Origin of the sequence: Micromonospora sp. C28ISP2-4, assembly GCF_030519385.1 — a bacterium.
Classification (GTDB): Bacteria; Actinomycetota; Actinomycetes; order Mycobacteriales; family Micromonosporaceae; genus Micromonospora; species Micromonospora tulbaghiae.
Genome location: NZ_JAUMKG010000007.1, coordinates 271,292 through 291,623, shown reverse-complemented (window position 1 = coordinate 291,623; position 20,332 = coordinate 271,292). Strand labels below are relative to the sequence as shown.

The 20,332-nt window shown below is 74.8% G+C and carries 20 protein-coding genes and 1 pseudogene; 10 read left to right on the top strand and 11 right to left on the bottom strand.

Translation table 11 applies throughout. From position 1 onward, the window contains the following. Positions 1-14: 14 nt before the first annotated feature. Complete coding sequence (locus Q3W68_RS24850; RefSeq protein ID WP_302907751.1) at positions 15-290, top strand: hypothetical protein; 276 nt, start codon at positions 15-17, stop codon at positions 288-290. Here the strand turns inward: Q3W68_RS24850 and Q3W68_RS24845 are convergent. From Q3W68_RS24845 to Q3W68_RS24825, 5 genes and pseudogenes are all read right to left on the bottom strand, one after another. After that, positions 283-840 (bottom strand): Trp biosynthesis-associated membrane protein, encoded by a 558-nt coding sequence (locus Q3W68_RS24845; protein WP_302907750.1) that lies wholly within the window; start codon positions 838-840, stop codon positions 283-285. The two genes, Q3W68_RS24850 and Q3W68_RS24845, sit on opposite strands and share 8 nt — an antisense overlap. Then, positions 837-2,390: an anthranilate synthase component I gene (locus tag Q3W68_RS24840; RefSeq protein WP_302907749.1), complete on the bottom strand. Its 1,554-nt coding sequence runs from the start codon at positions 2,388-2,390 to the stop codon at positions 837-839. Before Q3W68_RS24840 ends, Q3W68_RS24845 begins: the two co-directional genes overlap by 4 nt. Continuing rightward, on the bottom strand, positions 2,387-2,800 hold the full coding sequence (gene hisI / locus Q3W68_RS24835) for a phosphoribosyl-AMP cyclohydrolase (protein ID WP_302907937.1): 414 nt from the start codon (positions 2,798-2,800) through the stop codon (positions 2,387-2,389). The genes Q3W68_RS24840 and hisI overlap by 4 nt, the downstream gene beginning before the upstream one ends. A gap of 180 nt (positions 2,801-2,980) precedes the next feature. Further along, positions 2,981-3,631 (bottom strand): annotated as a pseudogene (locus tag Q3W68_RS24830) (phosphoribosyl-AMP cyclohydrolase); the annotation flags it as partial. A 150-nt stretch (positions 3,632-3,781) separates the two neighbouring features. Next, entirely contained in the window at positions 3,782-4,171 is a 390-nt protein-coding gene (locus Q3W68_RS24825; RefSeq protein ID WP_013287558.1) for a MerR family transcriptional regulator, read from the bottom strand. A gap of 111 nt (positions 4,172-4,282) precedes the next feature. Between Q3W68_RS24825 and Q3W68_RS24820 the strand changes: the two genes are divergently transcribed. The 3 genes from Q3W68_RS24820 to Q3W68_RS24810 are packed head-to-tail and all read left to right on the top strand — an operon-like array spanning position 4,283 to position 6,350. Next, positions 4,283-5,005, top strand: a complete 723-nt coding sequence (locus Q3W68_RS24820) for an ABC transporter ATP-binding protein (protein WP_302907748.1) — start codon at positions 4,283-4,285, stop codon at positions 5,003-5,005. After that, positions 5,002-5,757: an ABC transporter permease gene (locus Q3W68_RS24815; protein WP_302907747.1), complete on the top strand. Its 756-nt coding sequence runs from the start codon at positions 5,002-5,004 to the stop codon at positions 5,755-5,757. Before Q3W68_RS24820 ends, Q3W68_RS24815 begins: the two co-directional genes overlap by 4 nt. Then, on the top strand, positions 5,754-6,350 hold the full coding sequence (locus tag Q3W68_RS24810) for a TetR family transcriptional regulator (protein WP_302907746.1): 597 nt from the start codon (positions 5,754-5,756) through the stop codon (positions 6,348-6,350). Before Q3W68_RS24815 ends, Q3W68_RS24810 begins: the two co-directional genes overlap by 4 nt. Positions 6,351-6,401: 51 nt before the next feature. On the opposite strand, the gene Q3W68_RS24805 is transcribed toward Q3W68_RS24810, so the two are convergent. Next, positions 6,402-7,133: a DUF2470 domain-containing protein gene (locus tag Q3W68_RS24805; RefSeq protein WP_302907745.1), complete on the bottom strand. Its 732-nt coding sequence runs from the start codon at positions 7,131-7,133 to the stop codon at positions 6,402-6,404. A gap of 67 nt (positions 7,134-7,200) precedes the next feature. Between Q3W68_RS24805 and rpsD the strand changes: the two genes are divergently transcribed. After that, positions 7,201-7,809, top strand: a complete 609-nt coding sequence (gene rpsD, locus Q3W68_RS24800; RefSeq protein WP_302907744.1) for a 30S ribosomal protein S4 — start codon at positions 7,201-7,203, stop codon at positions 7,807-7,809. 4 nt (positions 7,810-7,813) lie between these two features. On the opposite strand, the gene Q3W68_RS24795 is transcribed toward rpsD, so the two are convergent. Continuing rightward, positions 7,814-9,595, bottom strand: a complete 1,782-nt coding sequence (locus Q3W68_RS24795; protein ID WP_302907743.1) for an ABC transporter ATP-binding protein — start codon at positions 9,593-9,595, stop codon at positions 7,814-7,816. Then, a complete protein-coding gene (locus tag Q3W68_RS24790) occupies positions 9,592-11,442 on the bottom strand; it encodes an ABC transporter ATP-binding protein (protein ID WP_302907742.1) in 1,851 nt (616 codons plus the stop codon). Before Q3W68_RS24790 ends, Q3W68_RS24795 begins: the two co-directional genes overlap by 4 nt. 217 nt (positions 11,443-11,659) lie before the next feature. Here Q3W68_RS24790 and Q3W68_RS24785 point away from each other — a divergent pair, with 217 nt between their 5' ends. From Q3W68_RS24785 to Q3W68_RS24775, 3 genes are all read left to right on the top strand, one after another. Next, entirely contained in the window at positions 11,660-12,289 is a 630-nt protein-coding gene (locus Q3W68_RS24785; protein WP_302907741.1) for a TIGR03085 family metal-binding protein, read from the top strand. A gap of 129 nt (positions 12,290-12,418) precedes the next feature. Continuing rightward, entirely contained in the window at positions 12,419-13,369 is a 951-nt protein-coding gene (locus tag Q3W68_RS24780; protein ID WP_302907740.1) for a terpene synthase, read from the top strand. Positions 13,370-13,507: 138 nt separating this feature from the next. After that, entirely contained in the window at positions 13,508-15,334 is a 1,827-nt protein-coding gene (locus Q3W68_RS24775) for a long-chain fatty acid--CoA ligase (protein ID WP_302907739.1), read from the top strand. 58 nt (positions 15,335-15,392) lie between these two features. Here the strand turns inward: Q3W68_RS24775 and Q3W68_RS24770 are convergent, their stop codons facing one another. After that, positions 15,393-16,700: a low temperature requirement protein A gene (locus Q3W68_RS24770; protein WP_302907738.1), complete on the bottom strand. Its 1,308-nt coding sequence runs from the start codon at positions 16,698-16,700 to the stop codon at positions 15,393-15,395. Between the two features lie 78 nt (positions 16,701-16,778). Further along, on the bottom strand, positions 16,779-18,230 hold the full coding sequence (locus Q3W68_RS24765; RefSeq protein WP_302907737.1) for a PLP-dependent aminotransferase family protein: 1,452 nt from the start codon (positions 18,228-18,230) through the stop codon (positions 16,779-16,781). Between the two features lie 59 nt (positions 18,231-18,289). Here Q3W68_RS24765 and Q3W68_RS24760 point away from each other — a divergent pair, with 59 nt between their 5' ends. After that, positions 18,290-18,925: a YitT family protein gene (locus tag Q3W68_RS24760; protein WP_302907736.1), complete on the top strand. Its 636-nt coding sequence runs from the start codon at positions 18,290-18,292 to the stop codon at positions 18,923-18,925. A 116-nt stretch (positions 18,926-19,041) separates the two neighbouring features. After that, positions 19,042-19,503 carry a hypothetical protein gene (locus Q3W68_RS24755; RefSeq protein WP_091420710.1) on the top strand — a complete coding sequence of 154 codons (462 nt, stop codon included), beginning with the start codon at positions 19,042-19,044 and terminating at the stop codon, positions 19,501-19,503. A gap of 8 nt (positions 19,504-19,511) precedes the next feature. Here the strand turns inward: Q3W68_RS24755 and hisF are convergent, their stop codons facing one another. Beyond that, entirely contained in the window at positions 19,512-20,279 is a 768-nt protein-coding gene (gene hisF, locus Q3W68_RS24750) for an imidazole glycerol phosphate synthase subunit HisF (RefSeq protein ID WP_302907735.1), read from the bottom strand. Positions 20,280-20,332: the final 53 nt, after the last annotated feature.

The window sequence follows — 20,332 nt, the reverse complement described above, 5'->3', positions numbered from 1 at the left end:
CGTGTGGGGTGACCATGAGCGCCAACGGGCCGACCCAGACCATCGGCTTGACCACCATCTCCCGTACCGTCGCCTCGCTCGCCGTCGGCGTGGTCCACACGCTGGAGCGCGCGGTGGCCGGCGACGGCCGGATGCGTACCGCGCGGGGCAACGCCTGGGAGGCGGTCTGCGCCGACCGGGCCCGCGCCGCCCAGCGCCGCGAGCTGGAGCGGCTGGTGGCCGAGCTGGCCGCCGCGCGGGCCGCGGCGCGGCAGCGGCGCGACGCCCGCGAGGCGCAGCCGGTCAGCTGACCGTCGGGTCCTCGCCCCGGTCCAGCGCGTCCCACGCGTCCCGGGTGCCGCGCTCGACCGCCGGGCGGCCGGGCTCGTCCGCCGGGGCGGACCGCCGCTCGTACCGGGCCCCCATCGCCGGCCAGCCGTCGCCGCGCAGCGCGGTGAACGCGCCGCCGGCCGCCAGGGCCAGGCCGCCGGCGAGCACCAGCGCCGGCCACTGCCGGCTCACCCCGGCCTCGGTCAGGCCGATCCCGCCGCCGACCGCCACGGCCACCCCGACGCCGGCCAGCAGCACACCCAGCAGCCGGCGCAGCCGGCCCCGGGTGGCGAGCACCGCGCCGCCGCCGGCGAGTCCCACGTACGTCAGCGCGAGCACCCAGGGCAGCAGCTCCGTGCCGGTGCGCTCGGCCCGCCCGGACGGCAGCGAACCCCGGGCGGCCACCTCCACCGACCAGGTCCGGGTCACCGCCCAGCAGGCCAGGCCCGCGCCGGCCAGGCAGAGCAGCACCGCGTACGCGAGTTCGCGCCGGCCGCGGGCCGCCGGCGCGGTGGTGCCGGGCGCGCTCACCGGGCCGCCCGCAGCGTCTCGGCGGCCGCGATGGCGGCGAGGACGGCGGCGGCCTTGCTGCGCGTCTCCTGGTCCTCGGCGGCGGGGTCGGAATCGGCCACGATCCCGGCGCCGGCCTGGACGTAGGCGCGGCCGTCGCGGATCAGCGCGGTACGGATCGCGATGGCCATGTCCAGGTCGCCGCCGAAGGCGAAGTAGCCGACGGTGCCGCCGTAGACGCCGCGCCGCACCGGCTCCAGCTCCTCGATGATCTCCATGGCCCGCACCTTGGGCGCGCCGCTCAGCGTCCCGGCCGGGAACGTCGCGGCCAGCGCGTCGAACGCGGTGCGGTCGTCGCGCAGCTCGCCGACGACAGTGGAGACGATGTGCATCACGTGGCTGTAGCGCTCGATGGTGGCGAACTCGGGCACCTCGACGGTGCCCGGGCGGCACACCCGGCCCAGGTCGTTGCGGCCCAGGTCGACGAGCATCACGTGCTCGGCGCGTTCCTTGGGGTCGGCGAGCAGTTCGGCGGCGAGTTTGGCGTCGCCGTCCGGGGAGCCGCCGCGCGGCCGGGTGCCGGCGATCGGGTGCAGCAGCGCCCGGCGCCGCCCGTCCGGGCCGGCGCTGACCTTGAGGTGCGCCTCCGGTGACGAGCCGACGATGTCGAAGCCGTCGAAGCGCAGCAGGTACATGTACGGGCTGGGGTTCGTGGTGCGCAGCACCCGGTAGACGTCGAGCGGGTCGGCGTCGGTGGGGCGCTCGAAGCGCTGGCTGAGCACGATCTGGAAGCACTCGCCGGCCCGGATCGCCTCCTTGGCCGTCTCCACCGCCTCCGGGTAGCCGCCCTCGGGGGTGCGGCTGACCACCTCGCCGACGCCGGGCCGGCCCACAGTCGAGACCATCGGCGGAATCGGCCGGGACAACGCGGTGGTCATCGCGTCGAGGCGGCCGACGGCGTGGTGGTACGCGGCCTCGACCCGCTCGGCCCGGCCGGGGTCGTCGAGCGGCGGCAGCACCGCGTTGGCGACCAGGATCGCGGAGCCCTCGTAGTGGTCGAGGACCACCAGGTCGGTGGCGAGCATCATGCCCAGCTCGGGCACGTCCAGCTCGTCCTCGGTCAGCTCGGGCAGGCGCTCGAAGCGGCGGACCAGGTCGTAGCCGAGGTAGCCGACCAGGCCGCCGGTCAGCGGCGGCATGCCACCGGCCGGATCCCAGCCCGGCCCGGCGAGCGCGGCGACCGTCTCGCGCAGCACGGTGACCGGGTCGCCGCCGGTGGGCACGCCCGCCGGTGGCGTGCCGGTCCAGCTCGCCGCGCCGTCGCGCTCGGTGAGCGTGGCGCTGCTGCGGACGCCGATGAACGAGTAGCGCGACCAGGCCGTACCGGCCGAGCCGACGCCCTGTTCGGCGGACTCCAGCAGGAACGTGCCGGGACCGCCGGCCAGCTTGCGGTAGACCCCGACCGGCGTCTCCGCGTCGGCGAGCAGCCGCCGGGTCACCGGCACGACCCGCCAGCGGGCGGCCAGGTCGGCGAAGGCGGACAGGTCCGGGCTGACCGTGCCGTCGGTCACGGGGTCGCCTCCGGGGAGCTGACCGGCAGTTCGGTGAAGAAGCAGGTGCGCTGCCCGGTGTGGCAGGCCGCGCCGACCTGCTCCACGCTGACCAGCAGCGCGTCGCCGTCGCAGTCGAGCGCCACCGAGCGCACGTACTGGTGGTTGCCCGAGGTGGCGCCCTTGACCCAGTACTCGCCGCGGCTGCGCGACCAGTAGGTGGCCCGGCCGGTGGTCAGCGTGCGGTGCAGCGCCTCGTCGTCCATCCAGGCGACCATCAGCACCTCGCCCGAGTCGTGGGCGCGGACCACGGCGGCGACCAGGCCGTCCGGGGTGCGGCGGAGCCTGGCCGCGATGGCCGGGTCGAGCCGGGACGGGCGGGCCGGGCCGGGAGTGGGTGCGCCGGTCAGCGGCGCGTCAGGGGCGGGCACGGTTGACCATTCTCCCGCACGCGGTCCGGGCACCGCCGACGTGTCCCGGGAGGCGGTCGTCACGGTCCCCAGCGCCCGGCCCAGCCGGGCGAGGTAGCGGTCCACCCGGCCGTCGACCAGCGCCTCGGCCAGGTCCGCGCCGTGGGTGGCGGCGATCTCGTCGGCGTACGGGCGGATCAGCGGGAGGATGCCGGTGACCAGCCGACCGGCGGCGGCACCGACAGCGGCCGGGTCACCGGCGCGCAGCCCGAGGCAGAGCAGCATGTCGTGGCGGTAGCCGGGCGGGGCGACCGGCAGGTCCAGCGCGGCGGTCAGGGCGGCCCGGCGGGACACCACGCGTACCGACGGGTTGGCCGGGCGCAGCACCGAGGGGCAGAGCCGGGCCAGGTCGGCCGCGGCGAGCCGGACCCCGACCGGGTCGTCGGCCACGCGGGCCGCGGCGACCTTGCCCAGCGTCGCGATCAGCTCCTCCAGGCGCGGCTCGTCGGCGGGCTGGCAGAGCACCGGCAGGTCGATCCGGCGGCGCCATTCCGGCACGGCCCACAGCAGCCGGGCGGGCGCGGTGACCGGGAGCCCGAACGCCCAGTCGGCGGGCTGGCCGAGGCGGCGCACCCAGGAGCGGACGTCGCGGGCGGCCACCGACACGTGCACGAGACGGCCGGCGAACTCGGCCAGGTACGCCCGGCGGGCCGCGTACGGCGTGCCGCGGCGGGACGTGGCCTGCCGGGCGCCCGCACCGGCGGCGCGTCCGTCGTCGGCGGCCACGAGCACGTCCACGTCCACGTCGCTGTGCTCGGTGGCGGCCCGCCGGGCATGGCTGCCGCGCAGCATGATCCCGACGACCGGCCGGTCGGCGGCCTGCCGCAGGCGGGCGGCCCAGTCGTCGAGGAAGGCGGTGTCGGGCAACTGCGCTGGACCCACGGCGTCATGGTGCCGAAATCGGATCTTCGGGCGCCGGACTCGGTGTCCGCCACCGGGCACTCAGCCGGATTCCTCCTCGGCCCGGCGGTACGCGTCGATCTTGTGTTCGAGGACCTTCAGGTCCTCCTCCAGCTCGGCCATCCGGGCCAGTACGCGGGCCCGGTGCGCCTCGAACAGCGCCCGTCGCGCGCCGAGGGTGCTGTCGCCGTGCCGGGCCAGTTCGGCGTAGCGGCGCATGTCGCGTACCGGCATCCCGGTGCGCCGCAGCCGGGTGAGCAGGAACAGCCAGTTGACGTCGGACTCGGTGTAGCGCCGGCGGCCCGACGAGTCCCGCCCGACGCGGCCCACCAGCCCCTCCTGCTCGTACCAGCGCAGCGTGTAGGTGGTCAGGCCGACCCGTTCCGCCGCCTCACCCACGGTGAGGCTCATCTCCCGCGTGCTGATGTCCACGCCGTCCAGGCTTCCAGTTCGAGCGCACTCGAAGTCAAGTCCCTCGTTGCTCCGGGGGCCAGAATTCACCTACCGTTGAGTTCAACGGGTGATGAATTGACGGAGGCGAGCATGGACGACGCGGTGTCGGTCCGCGAGCTGGTGGTCGACAGGGGCGGGCGGCGGGTGCTGCACGGCATCACCTGCGGGGTGCCCCGGGGCACCGTGACCGGGCTGCTCGGGCCCAGCGGCAGCGGCAAGACCACGCTGATGCGCGCGGTGGTCGGGGTGCAGACGGTCGGCTCCGGCACCGTCGAGGTGCTCGGCCGTCCCGCCGGCTCGGCCGACCTGCGCCGCCGGGTGGGCTACCTGACCCAGGCGCCGAGCGTCTACGCCGACCTGACGGTGCGGGAGAACGCCCGCTACTTCGCGGTGCTCCAGGGCCGGGGCCGCGCCGAGGCCGACCGCGCGGTGGCCGACGTCGGCCTGTCGAGCGCGGCCGACCAGCTCGTCGGCACGCTCTCCGGCGGCCAGCGCAGCCGCGCCTCGCTCGCCTGCGCGCTCGTCGGCGAACCGGAGCTGGTGGTCCTCGACGAACCCACTGTCGGGCAGGACCCGGTGCTGCGCGCCGACCTGTGGGCCCGGTTCCACGCCATGGCCGCTAACGGCACCACGCTGCTGGTCTCCAGCCACGTGATGGACGAGGCAGCCCGCTGCGACCGGCTTCTGCTGATCCGCGAGGGCCGGCTGGTCGCCGACGACACCCCGGCCGCGGTCCGCGCCGCCACCGGGACCGACGACCTGGAGGAGGCGTTCCTGCGCCTGATCCGCGACGCCGAGGGAGAGGCGCGATGAACGGACGGATCCTGGCCGCTACCACCGGGCGCATCCTGCGTCAGCTCCGGCACGACCGGCGGACCGTGGCGCTGCTCGTGGTGGTGCCGTCGGTGCTGCTCACGCTCGTCTACTTCATGTACGTCGACCAGCCCGCCCCGCCCGGCGCGCCGAGCACGTTCGACCGGGTGGCCCTGATCATGCTGGGCTTCTTCCCGTTCATCATCATGTTCCTGGTGACCAGCATCGCCATGCTCCGCGAGCGCACCACCGGCACGCTGGAGCGCCTGCTCACCACGCCGCTGGGCAAGCTCGACCTGCTGTTCGGGTACGGCATCGCGTTCGGCCTGGCCGGGGTGCTCCAGTCCACTGTCGCCTCGGTCGTCGCGTACCAGGTGTTCGGGCTGGAGACCGCGGGCAGCGCGTGGCTGGTCGTGCTGATCGCCGGTGTCAACGCGGTGCTCGCGGTGGCGCTCGGGCTGTTCTGCTCGGCGTTCGCCCGCACCGAGTTCCAGGCGGTCCAGTTCATGCCGGTGGTGGTGGCCCCGCAACTGCTGCTGTGCGGCCTGTTCGTGCCGCGCGACCAGATGGCCGGCTGGCTCCAGGCGGTCAGCGACGCGCTGCCGCTGTCGTACGCGGTCGAGGCGCTTCAGGAGGTCGGTGCGCACGCCGAACCGACCGGGACGATGTGGCGGGACGTGGCGATCGTGGCCGGGGCGGCGGTGGCGGCGCTGGTGCTGGCCGCCGCGACGCTGCGCCGGCGCAGCGGGTGAGCGCGCGGCGCACCGGGCGGCGGCCCGGCAGCCCGGACACCCGTGAGGCCATCCTCGCCGCGGCGCGGGAGGCGTTCGCCGAGCGCGGCTTCGACGCCGCGTCGATCCGCGCCATCGCCGCCGCGGCCGGTGTGGACCCGGCGCTCGTGCACCACTACTTCGGCGGCAAGGAGGAGCTGTTCCGGGCCGCGACGGCGTTCCCGGCCGACCCGGGGCGGCTGCTCCCGGCGGTGCTCGCCGGCGGCCCGGACGCGGCCGGCGAGCGGATGGTCCGGGTGTTCCTGGAGGTCTGGGACTCCCCCACCGGCACGGCGGCGGTGGCGCTGCTGCGGTCGGCGGTCAGCAACGACTGGACCGCGCGCCTGCTGCGCGAGTTCCTGGTCACGCAGGTGCTGCGCCGGGTGCTCGACCACCTCGACGTCGACCCGGCGCAGCGCGCGCTGCGCGGCGGGCTGGTCGCCACGCAGCTCGCCGGGCTGGCCATGATGCGGTACGTGCTCCGCCTCGACGCGGTCGCCACCGCCGACCCGGCGACGCTGGTGGCCGCCATCGGCCCGACGGTCCAGCGTTACCTCACCGGCGACATCACCTGAGCCGTCCCGGGCCGCCGCGCCGACGGCCCGCGACTGCGGGGACGGCCCGGCTCAGGCCACGGCCCGGGGGCAGAGCATGGGGTGCAGCAGACGGGACAGCTCCGCCACGTCGGCGACGGGCCGGGGGAAGGCGAGGCGGGCCCGCCGGGTCGCGCCGGGCCGCCCGTGCGCGACCAGCAGCCCGTACCTGTCGATCCGGACCACCCGGGGAATCTGGTCGCCGGGCAGGTCCAGCCGCCGCCGCAGGTAGTCGCCGACCTGCTCGGCGTGGTGGTCGGCCAGGTCGGCCAGCAGGGCGGCCTCGACCGGGTGCAGCGGGTCCGGCTCGGCCTCCGCGAACGCCTCCGGGTCGACCCGGCGCACGCGCCCGGCGCGTTCCCAGCGGGCCTCGGCCACCTCGAAGCGGTGCAGGTGGAAGCGGCTGCCCACGTCGAGCAGGTCGCCGACCGGGTCGGTGGCGGCGAAGTCGACCGCCGCGTCGCGCGCCTCGTCCCCGTCCAGCCGGGCGGCCCAGCCGGACACCCAGGCCCGGCCGAGCGAGGGCGCCCCGGCGGCCGGCGGCAGGTCGAGCACGTCGAGCACGGTGGCCACGTCGGTGTCGCCCGCCGGCGGCACGAGCGCCGCGGCGAGGTCACTGACCACGGGTACGAGCAGCAGCACCCGCCCGTCCGGGTCGATCGCGTGCCGGACCTGGTGCGGGCCGGGGTGCCGGGCCAGGTGGACGAGGGCGGGCAACCGGCCCGCGACCAGGGTTCGCACGATCTCCGCCGGGCTGGGCCGCATGATCCCGACCTCCTCAGTATAGGTTAGGCTTACCTAAGAAGCAGGCTAGACGATCGGAGACGCCCACGTGAACCACCCCCGGCCCAAGGCCCGGCTCTCCCGCGCCCTCGGCATCCCGCTGACCCGCAAGTGCGTGCGGTACTTCGAGCGGCGCCCCTACCCCCCGGGTGTGCACGGCCGGTCCCGCCGCACCACCTCCGACTACCAGGTGCGGCTGCTGGAGAAGCAGCGGCTGCGCCACCAGTACAACGTCAGCGAGGCCCAGCTGCGCCGGCTGTTCGACGAGGCCGCCCGGGGCGCCGGCAAGACCGGCGAGACGCTCGTCGCGCTGCTGGAGCGACGCCTCGACGCGGTGGTACTTCGGGCCGGGCTGGCGCGCAGCATCTACCAGGCCCGCCAGCTCGTCGCACACGGCCACATCACAGTCGACGGGCGCAAGGTCGACCGGCCGTCGTACCGGCTGCGTCCCGGCCAGGTGGTCGGCGTACGCGAGCGCAGCCGCGCGCTGCCGCCGTTCCAGCTCGCCGCCGCCGGCGCGCACGCCGACGCGCAGCCCCGGCCGTACCTGTCGGCGCAGCCGGCCGAGCTGCGCGCCACGCTGGTGCGCGACCCGGCCCGGCACGAGGTGCCGGTGGTGTGCGACGAGCAGCTGGTGGTGGAGTTCTACTCCCGCTGACCGGTCAGCGGGTCTGCTCCAGCCAGGACGCGTACAGCAGGGCGTAGACCGAGTCGGTGTCGCGGACCAGCTCCTCGTGCGGGCCGCGCTGCACGATCCGGCCCCGGTCCACCACGATCACCTCGTCCGCCGCCTGCGCGGTGGACAGCCGGTGCGCGATGGCGAGCGTGGTCCGGCCCCGGGTCACCGCGTCGAGCGTCCGTTGCAGGCGGACCTCGGTGGCCGGGTCGACAGCGCTCGTCGCCTCGTCCAGCACCAGCAGGTCCGGGTCCGCGACGTACGCCCGGGCCAGCGCCACGAGCTGCCGCTCCCCGACGCTCAGCGCCTCCCCGCGCTCGCCGACCGGCGTGTCCAGCCCGGACGGCAGCCCGTCCAGCCAGTCGGACAGGCCCAGCTCGGCGAAGGCGGCGGTGAGCCGCTCGTCGGTCAGGTCTGGGCGGGCGAAGCGGACGTTCTCCCCGACCGTGGCGTCGAACAGGAAGCCGTCCTGCGGCACCATCACCACCCGGGAGCGCAGCGAGTCGAAGCGCACCTGCCGCAGGTCGACCCCCGACAGCAGCACCGCGCCCTCGGTCGGGTCCATCAGGCGGGTGAGCAGCTTGGCGAATGTGGTCTTGCCGCTTCCGGTCTCACCCACCACCGCCACCCGGCTCTTGGCCGGGATGTCCAGCGTCACGTCGTGCAGCACCGGCGGCCCGCCCGGATAGGCGAACGTCACGCGGGCGAACCGGGCGTCCAGCGGCCCCGCCGGCAGCTCCCGCCCCTGCTCGCCGGGGTCGGCCACGTCCGGGGAGACGTCCAGCACGTCCAGCACCCGGCGCCAGCCGGCGATCGCGTTCTGCGCCTCGTTGAGCACCTCGGTGGCGATCTGCACCGGCTGGATGAAGAGCGTGACCAGGAACAGGAACGCGGTGAGCTGGCCTATCGACAGCGTGCCGTCGACGCCCAGGCTGACCCCGACCACGACGACACCGGCCAGCGCCAGCCCGGCGGCCAGCTCCCCCACCGAGCTGCCCATGATGCTGATCCGGATCGCCCGCTGCTGGGCCACCCGCTGCCCGTCGATGGCCGTGTCCAGCCGCCGCGCGGTGCGCCCGGCGATCCCGTACGCCCGGATCACCGGCGCGCCCACCACGCTCTCGCCGATCGCGCCGAGCAGCGTGCCGGTGCGCTGCCGCACCAGCCCGTACGCCCCGGCGAGGCGGCGCTGCAACTGCCGGATCACCAGCACCGCTGGTGCGAACGCGACGAGCACCACGAGCGTCAACTGCCAGGAGTACGCGAGCATGACGGCGGTGGTCACCAGCAGCTGGCCCAGGTTGACGATGAGGATCACGCCGCCCCACTGGAGGAACTGGGTGATCTGGTCGACGTCGCTGGTGACCCGGGAGACGAGCGACCCGCGCCGCTCCGACTGCTGGTGCAGCATGGACAGGTCGTGCACGTGCCGGAACGCCCGGGTGCGCACCCCGGCCAGCGCGGTCTCGCTCACCGTGAACAGCCGGCGCATCATCAGGTAGCCGCAGGCGGTGGTGACCACCAGCACCCCGGCGGTGATCGCCACGGTGAGCGAGATGACGTCCAGGTCGAGCCCGCCGACGATGCCGTGGTCGATGCCACGCTGCACCGCCACCGGCACTGCGACCCGGCCGACCATGTAGACCAGCGCCAGCGCGAGCGTGCCGGCGAGGCCGGTGCGCAGCTCCGGGGAGAGCGCCAGCCCGCGCCGCAGCGTCCGCCAGGTCGACTCGGCGGTCTCGGCGGTCTCACCCGTGGTCGTACTCACCGGTCCACCTCGATCTCCAGGCCCGAGGTCAGCGGCGCGACCTCGTCGTACGTCCGATTCTGCTCGCGTTCCTGCTCGGCCTGCTCGTACGCGGTGACCAGGTCGGCGTAGCCGGGCACGGTGGCCAGCAGCTCGGTGTGGGTGCCGCGGGCGACCACCCGGCCCTGCTCCACGTAGATCACCTCGTCGGCGAGCGCGATGGTGGCCCGGCGGTACGCCACCACCAGGATCGACGCCGGGGCGCCGCCGTCGGCGGGCGCGCGCAGCCCGGCCAGGATGGCCGCCTCGACCCGCGGGTCGACAGCGCTGGTGGCGTCGTCGAGCACCAGCAGCCGGGGTCGCCCGGCGAGCGCCCGGGCGAGCGTGAGCCGCTGGCGCTGCCCGCCGGACAGCGACGTGCCCCGTTCGCCGACCATGGTGTCCAGCCCGTCCGGCAGCGCGGCCACGAAGCCGTCCGCCTCGGCCAGCCGCAGCGCCGCCCACACCTCGTCGTCGCCGATGCCGGCGCGGTCGAGCGCGATGTTGGCCCGGACCGTGTCGTCGAAGACGAACGGCACCTGCGCCACGAGCGCCACAGTGCCGGCGAGCGACGCGGCGGTCAGCTCCCGCACGTCCACGCCGTCCAGCGTGACCCGCCCGGCCCCCGGGTCGACCAGGCGCACTGCCAGCGACGCGATCGTCGACTTGCCCGCGCCGGTGGGGCCGACCAGGGCGACCGTCTTCCCGGCCGGCACGGTGAACGTCACCTCGCCGAGCACCTGGGCGCCGGGCAGGTGCGCCTCGGCCGGCTCGTACGCGAAGTGCACGTTGTCGAAGGCGAGCGTGGCCGGCTCGCGGGTGGCCGGGTCGAGCGTCCTGGTGCCGTACGGCATCTCGCCGGTGGCGTCCAGCACCCGGCGGACGCGGTCCCATCCGGCGACGCTGCGCGGCAGTTCGGCCAGCACCCAGCCGATGGCGCGTACCGGGAAGGCCAGCACGGTGAACAGGAACGCGACGCTGACCAGCTCGGTCACGCTGATCGCGCCCTGCCGCAACCGGATCGCGCCGACCACCAGCACGGCGAGCGTGCCGAGGCTGGGCAGCGTCTCCAGCAGCGGGTCGAACACGCCGCGCAGCCGGCCGACCGAGATCAGCGCGTCGCGCAGCTCACCGGCGCGGGAGGCGAAGCGGGCCGTCTCCTGGGCCTCGCGGCCCATCGTCTTGACCACCAGCGCGCCGTCGAAGCTCTCGTGCGCGATGCCGCTGACCTCGGCCCGCAGCCGCTGCGCCCGGGCCTGCCGGGGCGCCATCCGGCGGGAGTAGACCACGTTGAGCGCGAACAGCGCGGGGAACACGGCGAGGCCGACCAGGGCCAGCGCCCAGTCGGTGAAGAACAGCGAGGCCACCGCGCCGACCAGCATCACCAGCGTGCCGACCGCGAACGGCAGCGGCGCGATCGGGTACCAGGCCGCCTCCACGTCGGAGTTGGCGTTGGAGAGCAGCGTGCCGGTGGAGTTGCGGTGGTGCCAGGCCAGCGGCAGTTCCAGGTAGCGGCGGGTGACCCGGCGACGGTAGGCGGCCTGGAGCCGGTACTGCATGTAACCGGCGCCGAGCCGGCGGCCGAAGATGCCGACCACCCGCAGCACGCTGATGCCGAACAGCGCCGTCGCAGCCAGCGCCAGCGCCCCGCCGGCCACCTCGCCGCGCTCCACGGCCGGCACGACCACGTCGCCGACCACCGCCCCGACCACGTACGCGCTGGCGATCACCAGGAGGCCGAACAACACGCTGCCGCTGACCGCGACCGCGAAGATCCGTGGCTGTTCCCGGATGGCCCGGCCGAGCACCCGTAGCCCCCTGCCGAGCACGTCCCGACTTGTCCCGCTCGCCACGCTCTCCCCCGCCGTAAGCCGCAGTTTTCTCCCCCATCCTTACCGCTCGCCGCCGGTCCCGCCGACCCGGCCCGGATATGTCCGCCGTCACGTTCCCCCCGGACCCGCGTCGTGGGTGGCCCGAAGCGGTCCGGCGACGCGGTCCCGCCGGGCGTGGCGCGCCGATCGACGGGAACGGGCCTACGATCGGGCCATGCCGCGGTACGCCCGAGTGGAGCGCGAGGCGCTCGCCGACCTGATGCTGGAACTGGGACCGGACGCACCGACTGTGAACGAGGGGTGGACCACCCGCGACCTGGCGGCGCACCTGCTGGTGCGGGAGCGCCGGCCGGACGCGGCCGGCGGCATCCTGCTGCCCCCGCTTCGCGGCTACGGCGAGTCGGTCCGCAAGCGGATCGCCGCCGGGCCGTACGCCGACCTGATCGCCCGGGTACGCCGTCCCCCGGTGTGGAGCCCGGTGAGCAACCCGCTCACCGACGAGCTGGCCAACGGGATGGAGTTCTTCATCCACCACGAGGACGTGCGGCGCGCCCGGCCGGGCTGGCACCCGCGCGACCTGCCCGCCGGGCAGCAGACGGTGCTGTGGAAGCGGGCGTCCCTGCTGGCCCGGATGGCGCTGCGGCGGTTCCCGGCCGAGGTGCTGGTGCAGGCCCCTGGGCACGGCGAGCTGCGGGCCGGTGCCGGCGGCGAACGGCTGCGGGTGGTGGGGGCGCCGGGCGAACTGGTGCTGTTCCTCACCGGACGGCAGCGGGTGGCCCGGGTCCAGGTGGACGGTCCGGCCGATCGCGCCGAGCGTCTGCGTACCGCCGAACTGGGCTTGTGACAGACGGTGTCCAGCCGGTCGGCGACCGGCAGTGGAATGTGGACACCCGGACTTAGATGACGGTTGCGTGCTCCCGTACGCTCCTGCGCACCGGCCCGACCCCGCGGGGCGGCGGACAGGGGGACGACGATGCGCGACTTCGCCCTCTCGGCACTGCACGAGCCGCCCTTTCCCTCCCGGCGTCACCCCGCCGTCGACCGGGCGGCCGCGGAGAGCGCCGCCTGGGTACGCGACTTCGGCCTGGTGGAGGACCAGGCCGGGCGCCGCCGGCTGGCCGGGGCGCACGCCGCCGAGCTGGCCGCACGCGCCTGCCCGGAGGCGTCGCCGTCCGGCCTGCGCCTGCTCACCGACCTGATCAACTGGCTGTTCGTGGTCGACGACGCCTGCGACGACGACGGGCTCGGCGCGGCGCCCACGCGGCTGGCGCCCACGCTGGCCGCGCTGCTGGCGGTGCTCGACCGGCACGGCCATCCGGAGGCGCCCGCACCCGCCGACGGCGGGCCGGTCGCCCTCGCGCTGCACGACCTGTGCCGGCGGGCCCGCGACCGGGGCCGGCCGGCCCACCTGCTGCGCCTGGTCAGCCAGTTGCGGGAGTACCTGCTGGCGCTGCTCTGGGAAGCCGCCAACCGGGAGCGCCGGCGGGTGCCGGGGGTGGCCGAGTACACGCAGATGCGCCGCCACACCGGCGGGGTCCGCCCCAGCTTCACGGTGACCGACCTGGCCCGCCCGTCCGCGCCCCGCGCCGACCAGCGGGTGGCGCCGGCGCTCACCACGCTGGACGCGCTCGCCACCGACCTGGTCTGCTGGTGCAACGACCTGTTCTCCTACGGCAAGGAGCGCGGCGCCGCCCCGGAGGCGCACAACCTGGTCACCACGATCGCGGGCGAGACCGGGCAGGACGAGTCGGCGGCGCTGCACGCGGCTGCGGGCCGGTTCAACGCGGCCCTCGCCGCGTACGCGGAGCGGGACGCGGCGCTGAGCGCCGTGGCCGACGAGGGGATGCGGGTCTTCCTGGACACCCGCCGGGACTGGATCCGGGCCACCTACGACTGGTCCCGGGCGGCCAGCCGGTACGCCTGAACGGTTCCAGCAGGCGGGACCGGTGGCGACTCCACCGATCGGGGCTAGCCGCTGGCCGGGTGCAGGCAATACCCTTCGGTAACCGCAGACCGGCGTGACCCCCGTCACGTCCCTCCACCCCTGAAGGCGGCTACAGCGATGGCTCTCGATGTACCGTACCGTTCCGTACCGGACATGTTCCTCAAGCGCGTGGCGGACTCCCCCGACCGGCACGCCTTCGCCCACCCCGCACCCGACGACTCGGGCCCGGTCTGGCTGACGTGGGAGCAGGTCGGGCAGCGCGCCAAGGCGATCGCCGCCGGGCTGCACGGGCTCGGTGTCGGCCTGGAGAACCCGGTCGCGATCCTGGCCAACACGCGCCTGGACTGGGTGCTCGCCGACTTCGGCATCATGTGCGCCGGTGGGGCCACGACCACCGTCTACCCCACCACCGAACCCGAGGACGCGGTCTACATCATCGCCGACTCCGGCTCGAAGGTGCTGTTCGCGGAGAACCCGGCCCAGGCGGCGAAGATCGCCGGCGCGGACCTGCCCGCGCTGACCCACGTGGTGCTCTTCGACGGCACGCCCGACCCGGCGGCAGCCGTCCCGCAGCTCACGCTGGCCGAGCTGGAGGAGCGCGGTGCCGCCGCGCTGAGCGCCGAGCCGGATCTGATCGACATGCTCGTCGCCGGCATCGGGCCGGACCACCTGGCCACGCTGATCTACACCTCGGGCACCACCGGCCGCCCGAAGGGCGTGGAGCTGCTGCACGGCGGCTGGTGCTGGGAGGGCGTGGCGCAGGCCGAGCTGGGTCTGCTGCGCGTCGACGACCTGCAGTACCTGTGGCTGCCGCTGTCGCACTCGTTCGGCAAGACGCTGCTCTGCGGCGCCACCCACGTCGGCCTGCCCACGTACGTCGACGGCCGGGTGGACAAGCTCGTGGACCTGCTCGGCGTGGTGCGGCCGACGCTCATGTGCGGCGCGCCCCGGGTCTTCGAGAAGGTCTACAACAAGGCGGTCACCACCGCGCAGGGCGCGGGCGGCGCCAAGGCCAAGATCTTCGCCTGGGGCGTCGGGGTCGGCAAGGAGAAGGTCGCGCTGGAGCAGGCCGGCAAGCCGGTCCCGGCCGGCCTGCGGGTGAAGTACGCGCTCGCCGAGAAGCTCGTGTTCAGCAAGCTCCAGGCCCGGCTCGGCGGCCGGATGCGGGTGCTGGTCTCCGGCGCGGCGCCGCTGAGCAAGGAGATCGCCACCTTCTTCGCCGCCGCCAACCTGCCCATCTCGGAGGGCTACGGTCTGACCGAGACCAGCGCGGGCGCGTTCGTGAACCCGCCCGACGGGCTGAAGATCGGCAGCGTGGGCCGGGCCATGGGCGACCTGGAGTGCCGGATCGACACCGACGGTGAGGTCCTGCTGCGGGGCAAGCCGGTCATGCGCGGCTACCACAACCTGCCTGAGGAGACCGCTGCCGCGTTCACCGAGGACGGATTCTTCCGCACCGGCGACATCGGCACGCTCGACGCCGACGGCTACCTGCGCATCACCGACCGGAAGAAGGACCTGGTCAAGACGTCCGGCGGCAAGTACGTCGCGCCGTCGCACATCGAGGGCATGTTCAAGGCCGTGTGCCCGTACACCTCGCAGGCAGTGGTGATCGGGCAGGCGCGCAACTACTGCACCATGCTCGTCACGCTGGACCCGGACGCGATCAAGGGCTGGGCCGCCGGCACCCCGCTGGAGGGCAGCGACTACACCACGATCGTCACCTCGCCGCAGGCGCGGGAGATGGTCGAGGGGTACGTGGCCGAGCTGAACGCGAAGCTCAACCGCTGGGAGACGATCAAGAAGGTGACGATCCTCCCCCGCGACCTGACCATCGAGGACGGCGAGGTCACGCCGTCGCTGAAGATCAGGCGCCGCAGCGTGGAGACGAACTTCGCCTCCGAGATCGACAAGATGTACGAGGGCACGCTCGCCGAGCTGTAGCCCGCGCCGCCACACGGCCGGCCGTGCCCCACCGTCCCGGGGCACGGCCGTGCGCCGTTCACAGGTGCCCTCGCCGCCACCGGCTCTGCTCGGCCTCGGCGGCGATCTGCTCCTCCAGCGCGAGTTCGCGTACCCGGCGCCGGTGGCCGTCCTCGGAACGGGTCTCCCAGATGACTCCGGCGCCGGTGAGCACCGCCAGCACGACGAGCGCGTTCAGCTCGTGCAGAAGGGCGACGGCCGGCACGGCGGCGACGAGCGCCAGCACGGTGACCAGCAACGGTATCCGCACCCGGCGCTCCGCCAGCCACCAGCACGCGGCGAGGCTGAGCAGATAGAGCCCGATCCCGCCGAACAGGATCCCGGCCCAGAAGACGCCCAGCGGAGGCCCCCAGGTGGGCGTCGCCGGCGATGTCGCCTCGGCCAGCAGGTCCTTGAGGCCGAGGGCGTAGAGGATGGTCCCGCCGATCATCGGCAGGTGCAGGAACGTGTAGGCGGTGCGGGCCAGCCGCAGCCGCGCGGCCGGGTCCCGGGCCTGGTGCAGGGCCTGTTCCAGCGCGAACGCCAGCGTGTCGAAGTACGCCCACCACAGCGCCGCCACGATCACCACGCCGAGCAGTGCGGCGACCACCACCGGGCCGGTGAGCGGCAGCCCGCGCTTCGGGCCGAGCCCGAGGGCGATGATCGACTCGCCGAGCGCGACGAGCACGATCAGCGCGTGCCGTTCCGCCCAGTGGCCGGCCGAGAGCACCACCCACCACTGCCGACCCAGGATCATCCCGGTGAGGTACTCGACGAGCAGCGCCAGCGTCCAGAGCGCCAGTTGCAGCCACACCGCGGCCCGCTCCTGCGGCAGCCGTCCGGGGAGGGTGCCGGCGATGAACAGCAGCACCGTGGCCACTGTCGGCGCCAGGAAGCGCATCCGCAGCCCCCGGCGCCGGACCGGGTCGGCGCGGTCGGCCCAGGCGAAGACGGTGAGCTGGGCGGTCCGGATCACGAAGTAGCACCCGGCGAAGACGAGTGGCCCGGGCAGCCAGCCCCCGCGGTTGGCGAACGCGCTGGGCGTGCTGAGCACGAGCAGGAACGTCGCCGCCACTGTGACGACGCCGACCAGCGGCAGCAGCCCTTGGTCGGCGCGGAACGCGTTGCCCATCCGGGCGAAGCCGGTCCACGACCACCAGAGCAACGCCAGCACCAGCAGGAAGCGGTAGAGGTTGACCGGCGTGAGGGCCGAGGCGGTGAGCGTGGTGACGCTCAGGAACGCGAAGACGAAGACCAGGTCGTAGAAGAGCTCCAGGCGGGTGGTCCGGGAGCCCGGCGCGCTGCGCCGCGCCGTCCACGACCAGCGGACTCCCCTCCCGTTCCCCACCCGGGCAGTCTGCGGGCACGGGCCGGTCGGGAGCCGTACTTCGGGCCGATCACCACCGGATCGGGCGGGCGGGCCGGGTCAGGCGATGACGCTCGGCTCACGCCACTGCGGGCGGCTGGTGCGGTCCAGGTCGTAGCGGACCGCCGCGAGGCGCCCGACCGCCTCCACCAGCTCGTCGGCGGGCAGGGTGAAGGGCAGCCGCAGGAAGCGCTCCAGCGTCCCGTCCAGGCCGAACCGGGGTCCGGGCGCCAGCCGTACGCCGACCTCCTCGGCCGCGCGCGCCAGCGCGCTGGAGATCGGGCCGTCCAGCTCGGCCCAGAGCGTGACGCCGCCGCTCGGTACGCGTACCCGCCAGTCCGGCAGCCGGTCGGCGAGCGCGGTGACCAGGGCGTCCCGCTGGGCGACGAGCTGGGCCCGGCGGGCGGCCACGATGGCCGGCGCCTCGGTGAGCAGGTGCACCGCGACGAGCTGGTCGAGCACCGGGCTGGCCATGTCGACCCCGACCCGGGCCGCGGCCAGCCGCTGCACCTGGGGCGCGGAGGCGCGTACCCAGCCGATCCGCAGCCCGCCCCAGTAGGGCTTGCTCATGCCGCCGATGCTGATCACCCGGGAGTGCCTGTCGAAGACGGCCACCGGCGGCGGCAGCGTGGTGTCGTCCAGCGGCAGGTCGACGAAGGACTCGTCGACCACCAGGTCGGTGCCGGCCGCGTGGGCCGTGCCGACGAGCCGCTCGCGCAGGTCGGCCGCCATCAGGTGACCGGTCGGGTTCTGGAACTCGGGGATCACGTACGCGAGCTTCGGCCGGGTCTGCCGGAGGCTGCCGAGCAGCAGTTCGGCGTCCCAGCCCTCGTCGGACAGGCCGTGCGTGGCGATCCGGGCCCGCCGGGCGGACAGCGCGGCCAGCGCGTTGGGGTAGGTGGGCGACTCGACGAGCACCGCGCCGCCGGGCGACAGGGCCAGCCGCAGCACCAGGTCCAAGGCGTGCTGGGTGCCGCTGGTGACCATGATCTGCTCCGGGCTGGTCGGCAGCCCGCGCTCGGTGTAGGCGCGGGCCACCGCCTCGCGCAGCTCGATGATGCCGGTCGGGTGGTAGCCGGCGCCGCCGAGGTAGCGGGGCAGGTCCTCGGCCGCGGCCCGGGCGGCGGGGACGAGCTGCGGCGGCGCGGACAGCGCGGCCACCCCGAGGTCGATCATGTCGCGGTCGTCCAGCGGCGTCCACAGCCCGGTGCTGGCCACCCGGTGCCCGCCGGGCAGCATGGTCCAGCTCCCCGCGCCCCGGCGGCTGGCCAGGTGGCCGCTCTCCCGCAGTTCCCGGTACGCGGCGGTGACTGTGGTCCGGCTGATCCGCAGCGCCTCGGCCAGCTCCCGCTCAGCCGGCAGGCGTACCCCGAGGGGCAGCCGCCCGTCGGCGAGCAGCCCGCGGACGGCGGCGGCGAGCGCGGCATAGTCGGGGCTGCGCCGACGGCCCGGCAGGGCGTGCCACTGGCCGAGGAGTCGCGCCAATTGGACGCCGCGCACCTGGCTGGTCATGGCCACACCTCCGGAATTGGCACCCTTGAGGACCGCAATTGGCCCCTAGGGTGGCATGCATGGCACAGCTTGGCAATCTCCGGCACCGGCCGGCGCGACGGCTCACCCAGCTCTACGCCGGGCTCGTCCTCTACGGCGTGAGCATGGCGTTGATGATCCGGTCGGAGCTGGGCCTGGACCCGTGGGACGTGTTCCACCAGGGGCTCGCCCGGCAGACCGGCCTGTCCTTCGGCACCGTCACGATCGCCGTCGGCGCCCTCGTGCTGCTGCTCTGGATCCCGCTGCGGCAGCGGCCCGGCCTCGGCACGGTCAGCAACGTCGTGGTGATCGGACTGGTCGTCGACGCCACCCTGACCGTGCTGCCGCCCGGGGAGAGCATGCCGACACGCGTCGCGCTGCTCGTCGCCGGGATCGTCGCCAACGGCGCCGCCACCGGCCTCTACCTCGGCGCCGGGCTCGGCCCCGGCCCGCGCGACGGGCTGATGACCGGCTTCGTGGCCCGCCACCCCCGGTTCTCGGTCCGGCTGGTCCGCACCGTCATCGAGATCACCGTGCTGGCGCTCGGCTGGCTGCTCGGCGGCACCGTCGGCCTCGGCACGGTGGCGTACGCGCTGACCATCGGCCCGCTGGCCCAGTTCTTCATCCCGGTCTTCGCGCTGCCCGCGCGCCCCGCGGCCGGCGCCTACGCTACGTGACCACGGCCGGGCCGACCGCCACGGCCCGGCCCGACCCGCAACGCGTTGAGCTGCGACGACACAGAACCGGGAAACCAGGTGTTTCCTCCGCCGTCGCCGCCGGGCATCATTCCTGCATGGGGGAGAACGGATGGCGTTGGAGCGACGCCTGGATCTTCGTCGCGCTTGTCATCGCCAGTGGCGCCGGCCGGCACCGGCGGGCCGCCGCGACACGCCGCCCCGAAGGCGTACGGCTCGCCGACGTCCTCTCCACAGCCGACCACCTCAACCAGGCCATCCCGGAGCGGCACGAGGTGGAGGGGGCGGTCCGGCGGCTCGTCGGCGCGGGCCTGGTCAGCGTCGCCGACGGCTGGTTCCGGGTCACCCCGGACGGTGAACGGCTCTGGCGCACCCGGCCCAGCGCCGGTCTCGGCACCACAGTGGACACGGTGCAGGGCGTGCTGACCCGGCGGCACCCGCCCGCCGAGTCCGAGTGGCAGCTCGACGAGGACGACCACGCCGCCGCCGTGCAGGAGTACGTGGTGCGGTCGATCCCGATGCCGCGCCGCTCCCCCGAGGGGCACTCCGGCCGGCAGTGACCGCCGCCTCAGCGCACCGGGTGCCCGGCGCCCCGCAGCGCGTCCTTGACCTCGCCGACTGTCAGTTCGCCGAAGTGGAAGACGCTGGCCGCGAGCACCGCGTCCGCCCCGGCGCCGACGGCCGGCGGGAAGTGGGCCACCTCGCCCGCGCCGCCGCTGGCGATCACCGGCACGTCGACCACCTCGCGGACCGCCTGGATCAGCGGCAGGTCGAACCCGGCCTTGGTGCCGTCGGCGTCCATCGAGTTGAGCAGGATCTCGCCCGCGCCCAGCTCGGCGCCGCGCGCCGCCCACTCGACCGCGTCCAGCCCGGTGCCCCGCCGGCCGCCGTGCGTGGTCACCTCGAAGCCGCTCGGCGTCGTGCCCTCCGGGGCGCGGCGCACGTCGAGCGAGAGCACCAGGACCTGCCGGCCGAACCGGTCGGCGATCTCGGCGATCAGCTCCGGGCGGGCGATGGCGGCGGTGTTCACGCCGACCTTGTCCGCACCGGCCCGCAGCAGCGTGTCGACGTCGGCGACCCGGCGGACGCCACCGCCCACGGTGAGCGGGATGAAGACCGACTCGGCGGTGCGCCGCACCACGTCGAGCATGGTGCCCCGGTCACTGGACGAGGCGGTGACGTCGAGGAAGGTCAGCTCGTCCGCGCCGGCCCGGTCGTACGCCGCCGCCAGCTCCACCGGGTCGCCGGCGTCGCGCAGGTCGAGGAAGTTGACCCCCTTGACCACGCGCCCGGCGTCCACGTCCAGACACGGGATGACCCGTACCGCCACCGTCATGCCCCGAGCCTAACGAACGCGCGGGCGGTGGTGACCCGCCGGTGAGGCCGGTC

What these genes read in the sequence shown, in the direction of transcription:
- hisF (WP_302907735.1), bottom strand. Translation starts at nt 20,279, where the DNA reads ATGACGGTGGCGGTACGGGTCATCCCGTGTCTGGACGTGGACGCCGGG.
- Q3W68_RS24815 (WP_302907747.1), top strand. Translation starts at nt 5,002, where the DNA reads ATGAACGGACGGATCCTGGCCGCTACCACCGGGCGCATCCTGCGTCAG.
- Q3W68_RS24760 (WP_302907736.1), top strand. Translation starts at nt 18,290, where the DNA reads ATGGCACAGCTTGGCAATCTCCGGCACCGGCCGGCGCGACGGCTCACC.
- Q3W68_RS24850 (WP_302907751.1), top strand. Translation starts at nt 15, where the DNA reads ATGAGCGCCAACGGGCCGACCCAGACCATCGGCTTGACCACCATCTCC.
- Q3W68_RS24785 (WP_302907741.1), top strand. Translation starts at nt 11,660, where the DNA reads ATGCCGCGGTACGCCCGAGTGGAGCGCGAGGCGCTCGCCGACCTGATG.
- Q3W68_RS24755 (WP_091420710.1), top strand. Translation starts at nt 19,042, where the DNA reads ATGGGGGAGAACGGATGGCGTTGGAGCGACGCCTGGATCTTCGTCGCG.
- Q3W68_RS24805 (WP_302907745.1), bottom strand. Translation starts at nt 7,133, where the DNA reads ATGCGGCCCAGCCCGGCGGAGATCGTGCGAACCCTGGTCGCGGGCCGG.
- Q3W68_RS24820 (WP_302907748.1), top strand. Translation starts at nt 4,283, where the DNA reads ATGGACGACGCGGTGTCGGTCCGCGAGCTGGTGGTCGACAGGGGCGGG.
- Q3W68_RS24775 (WP_302907739.1), top strand. Translation starts at nt 13,508, where the DNA reads ATGGCTCTCGATGTACCGTACCGTTCCGTACCGGACATGTTCCTCAAG.
- Q3W68_RS24765 (WP_302907737.1), bottom strand. Translation starts at nt 18,230, where the DNA reads ATGACCAGCCAGGTGCGCGGCGTCCAATTGGCGCGACTCCTCGGCCAG.
- Q3W68_RS24780 (WP_302907740.1), top strand. Translation starts at nt 12,419, where the DNA reads ATGCGCGACTTCGCCCTCTCGGCACTGCACGAGCCGCCCTTTCCCTCC.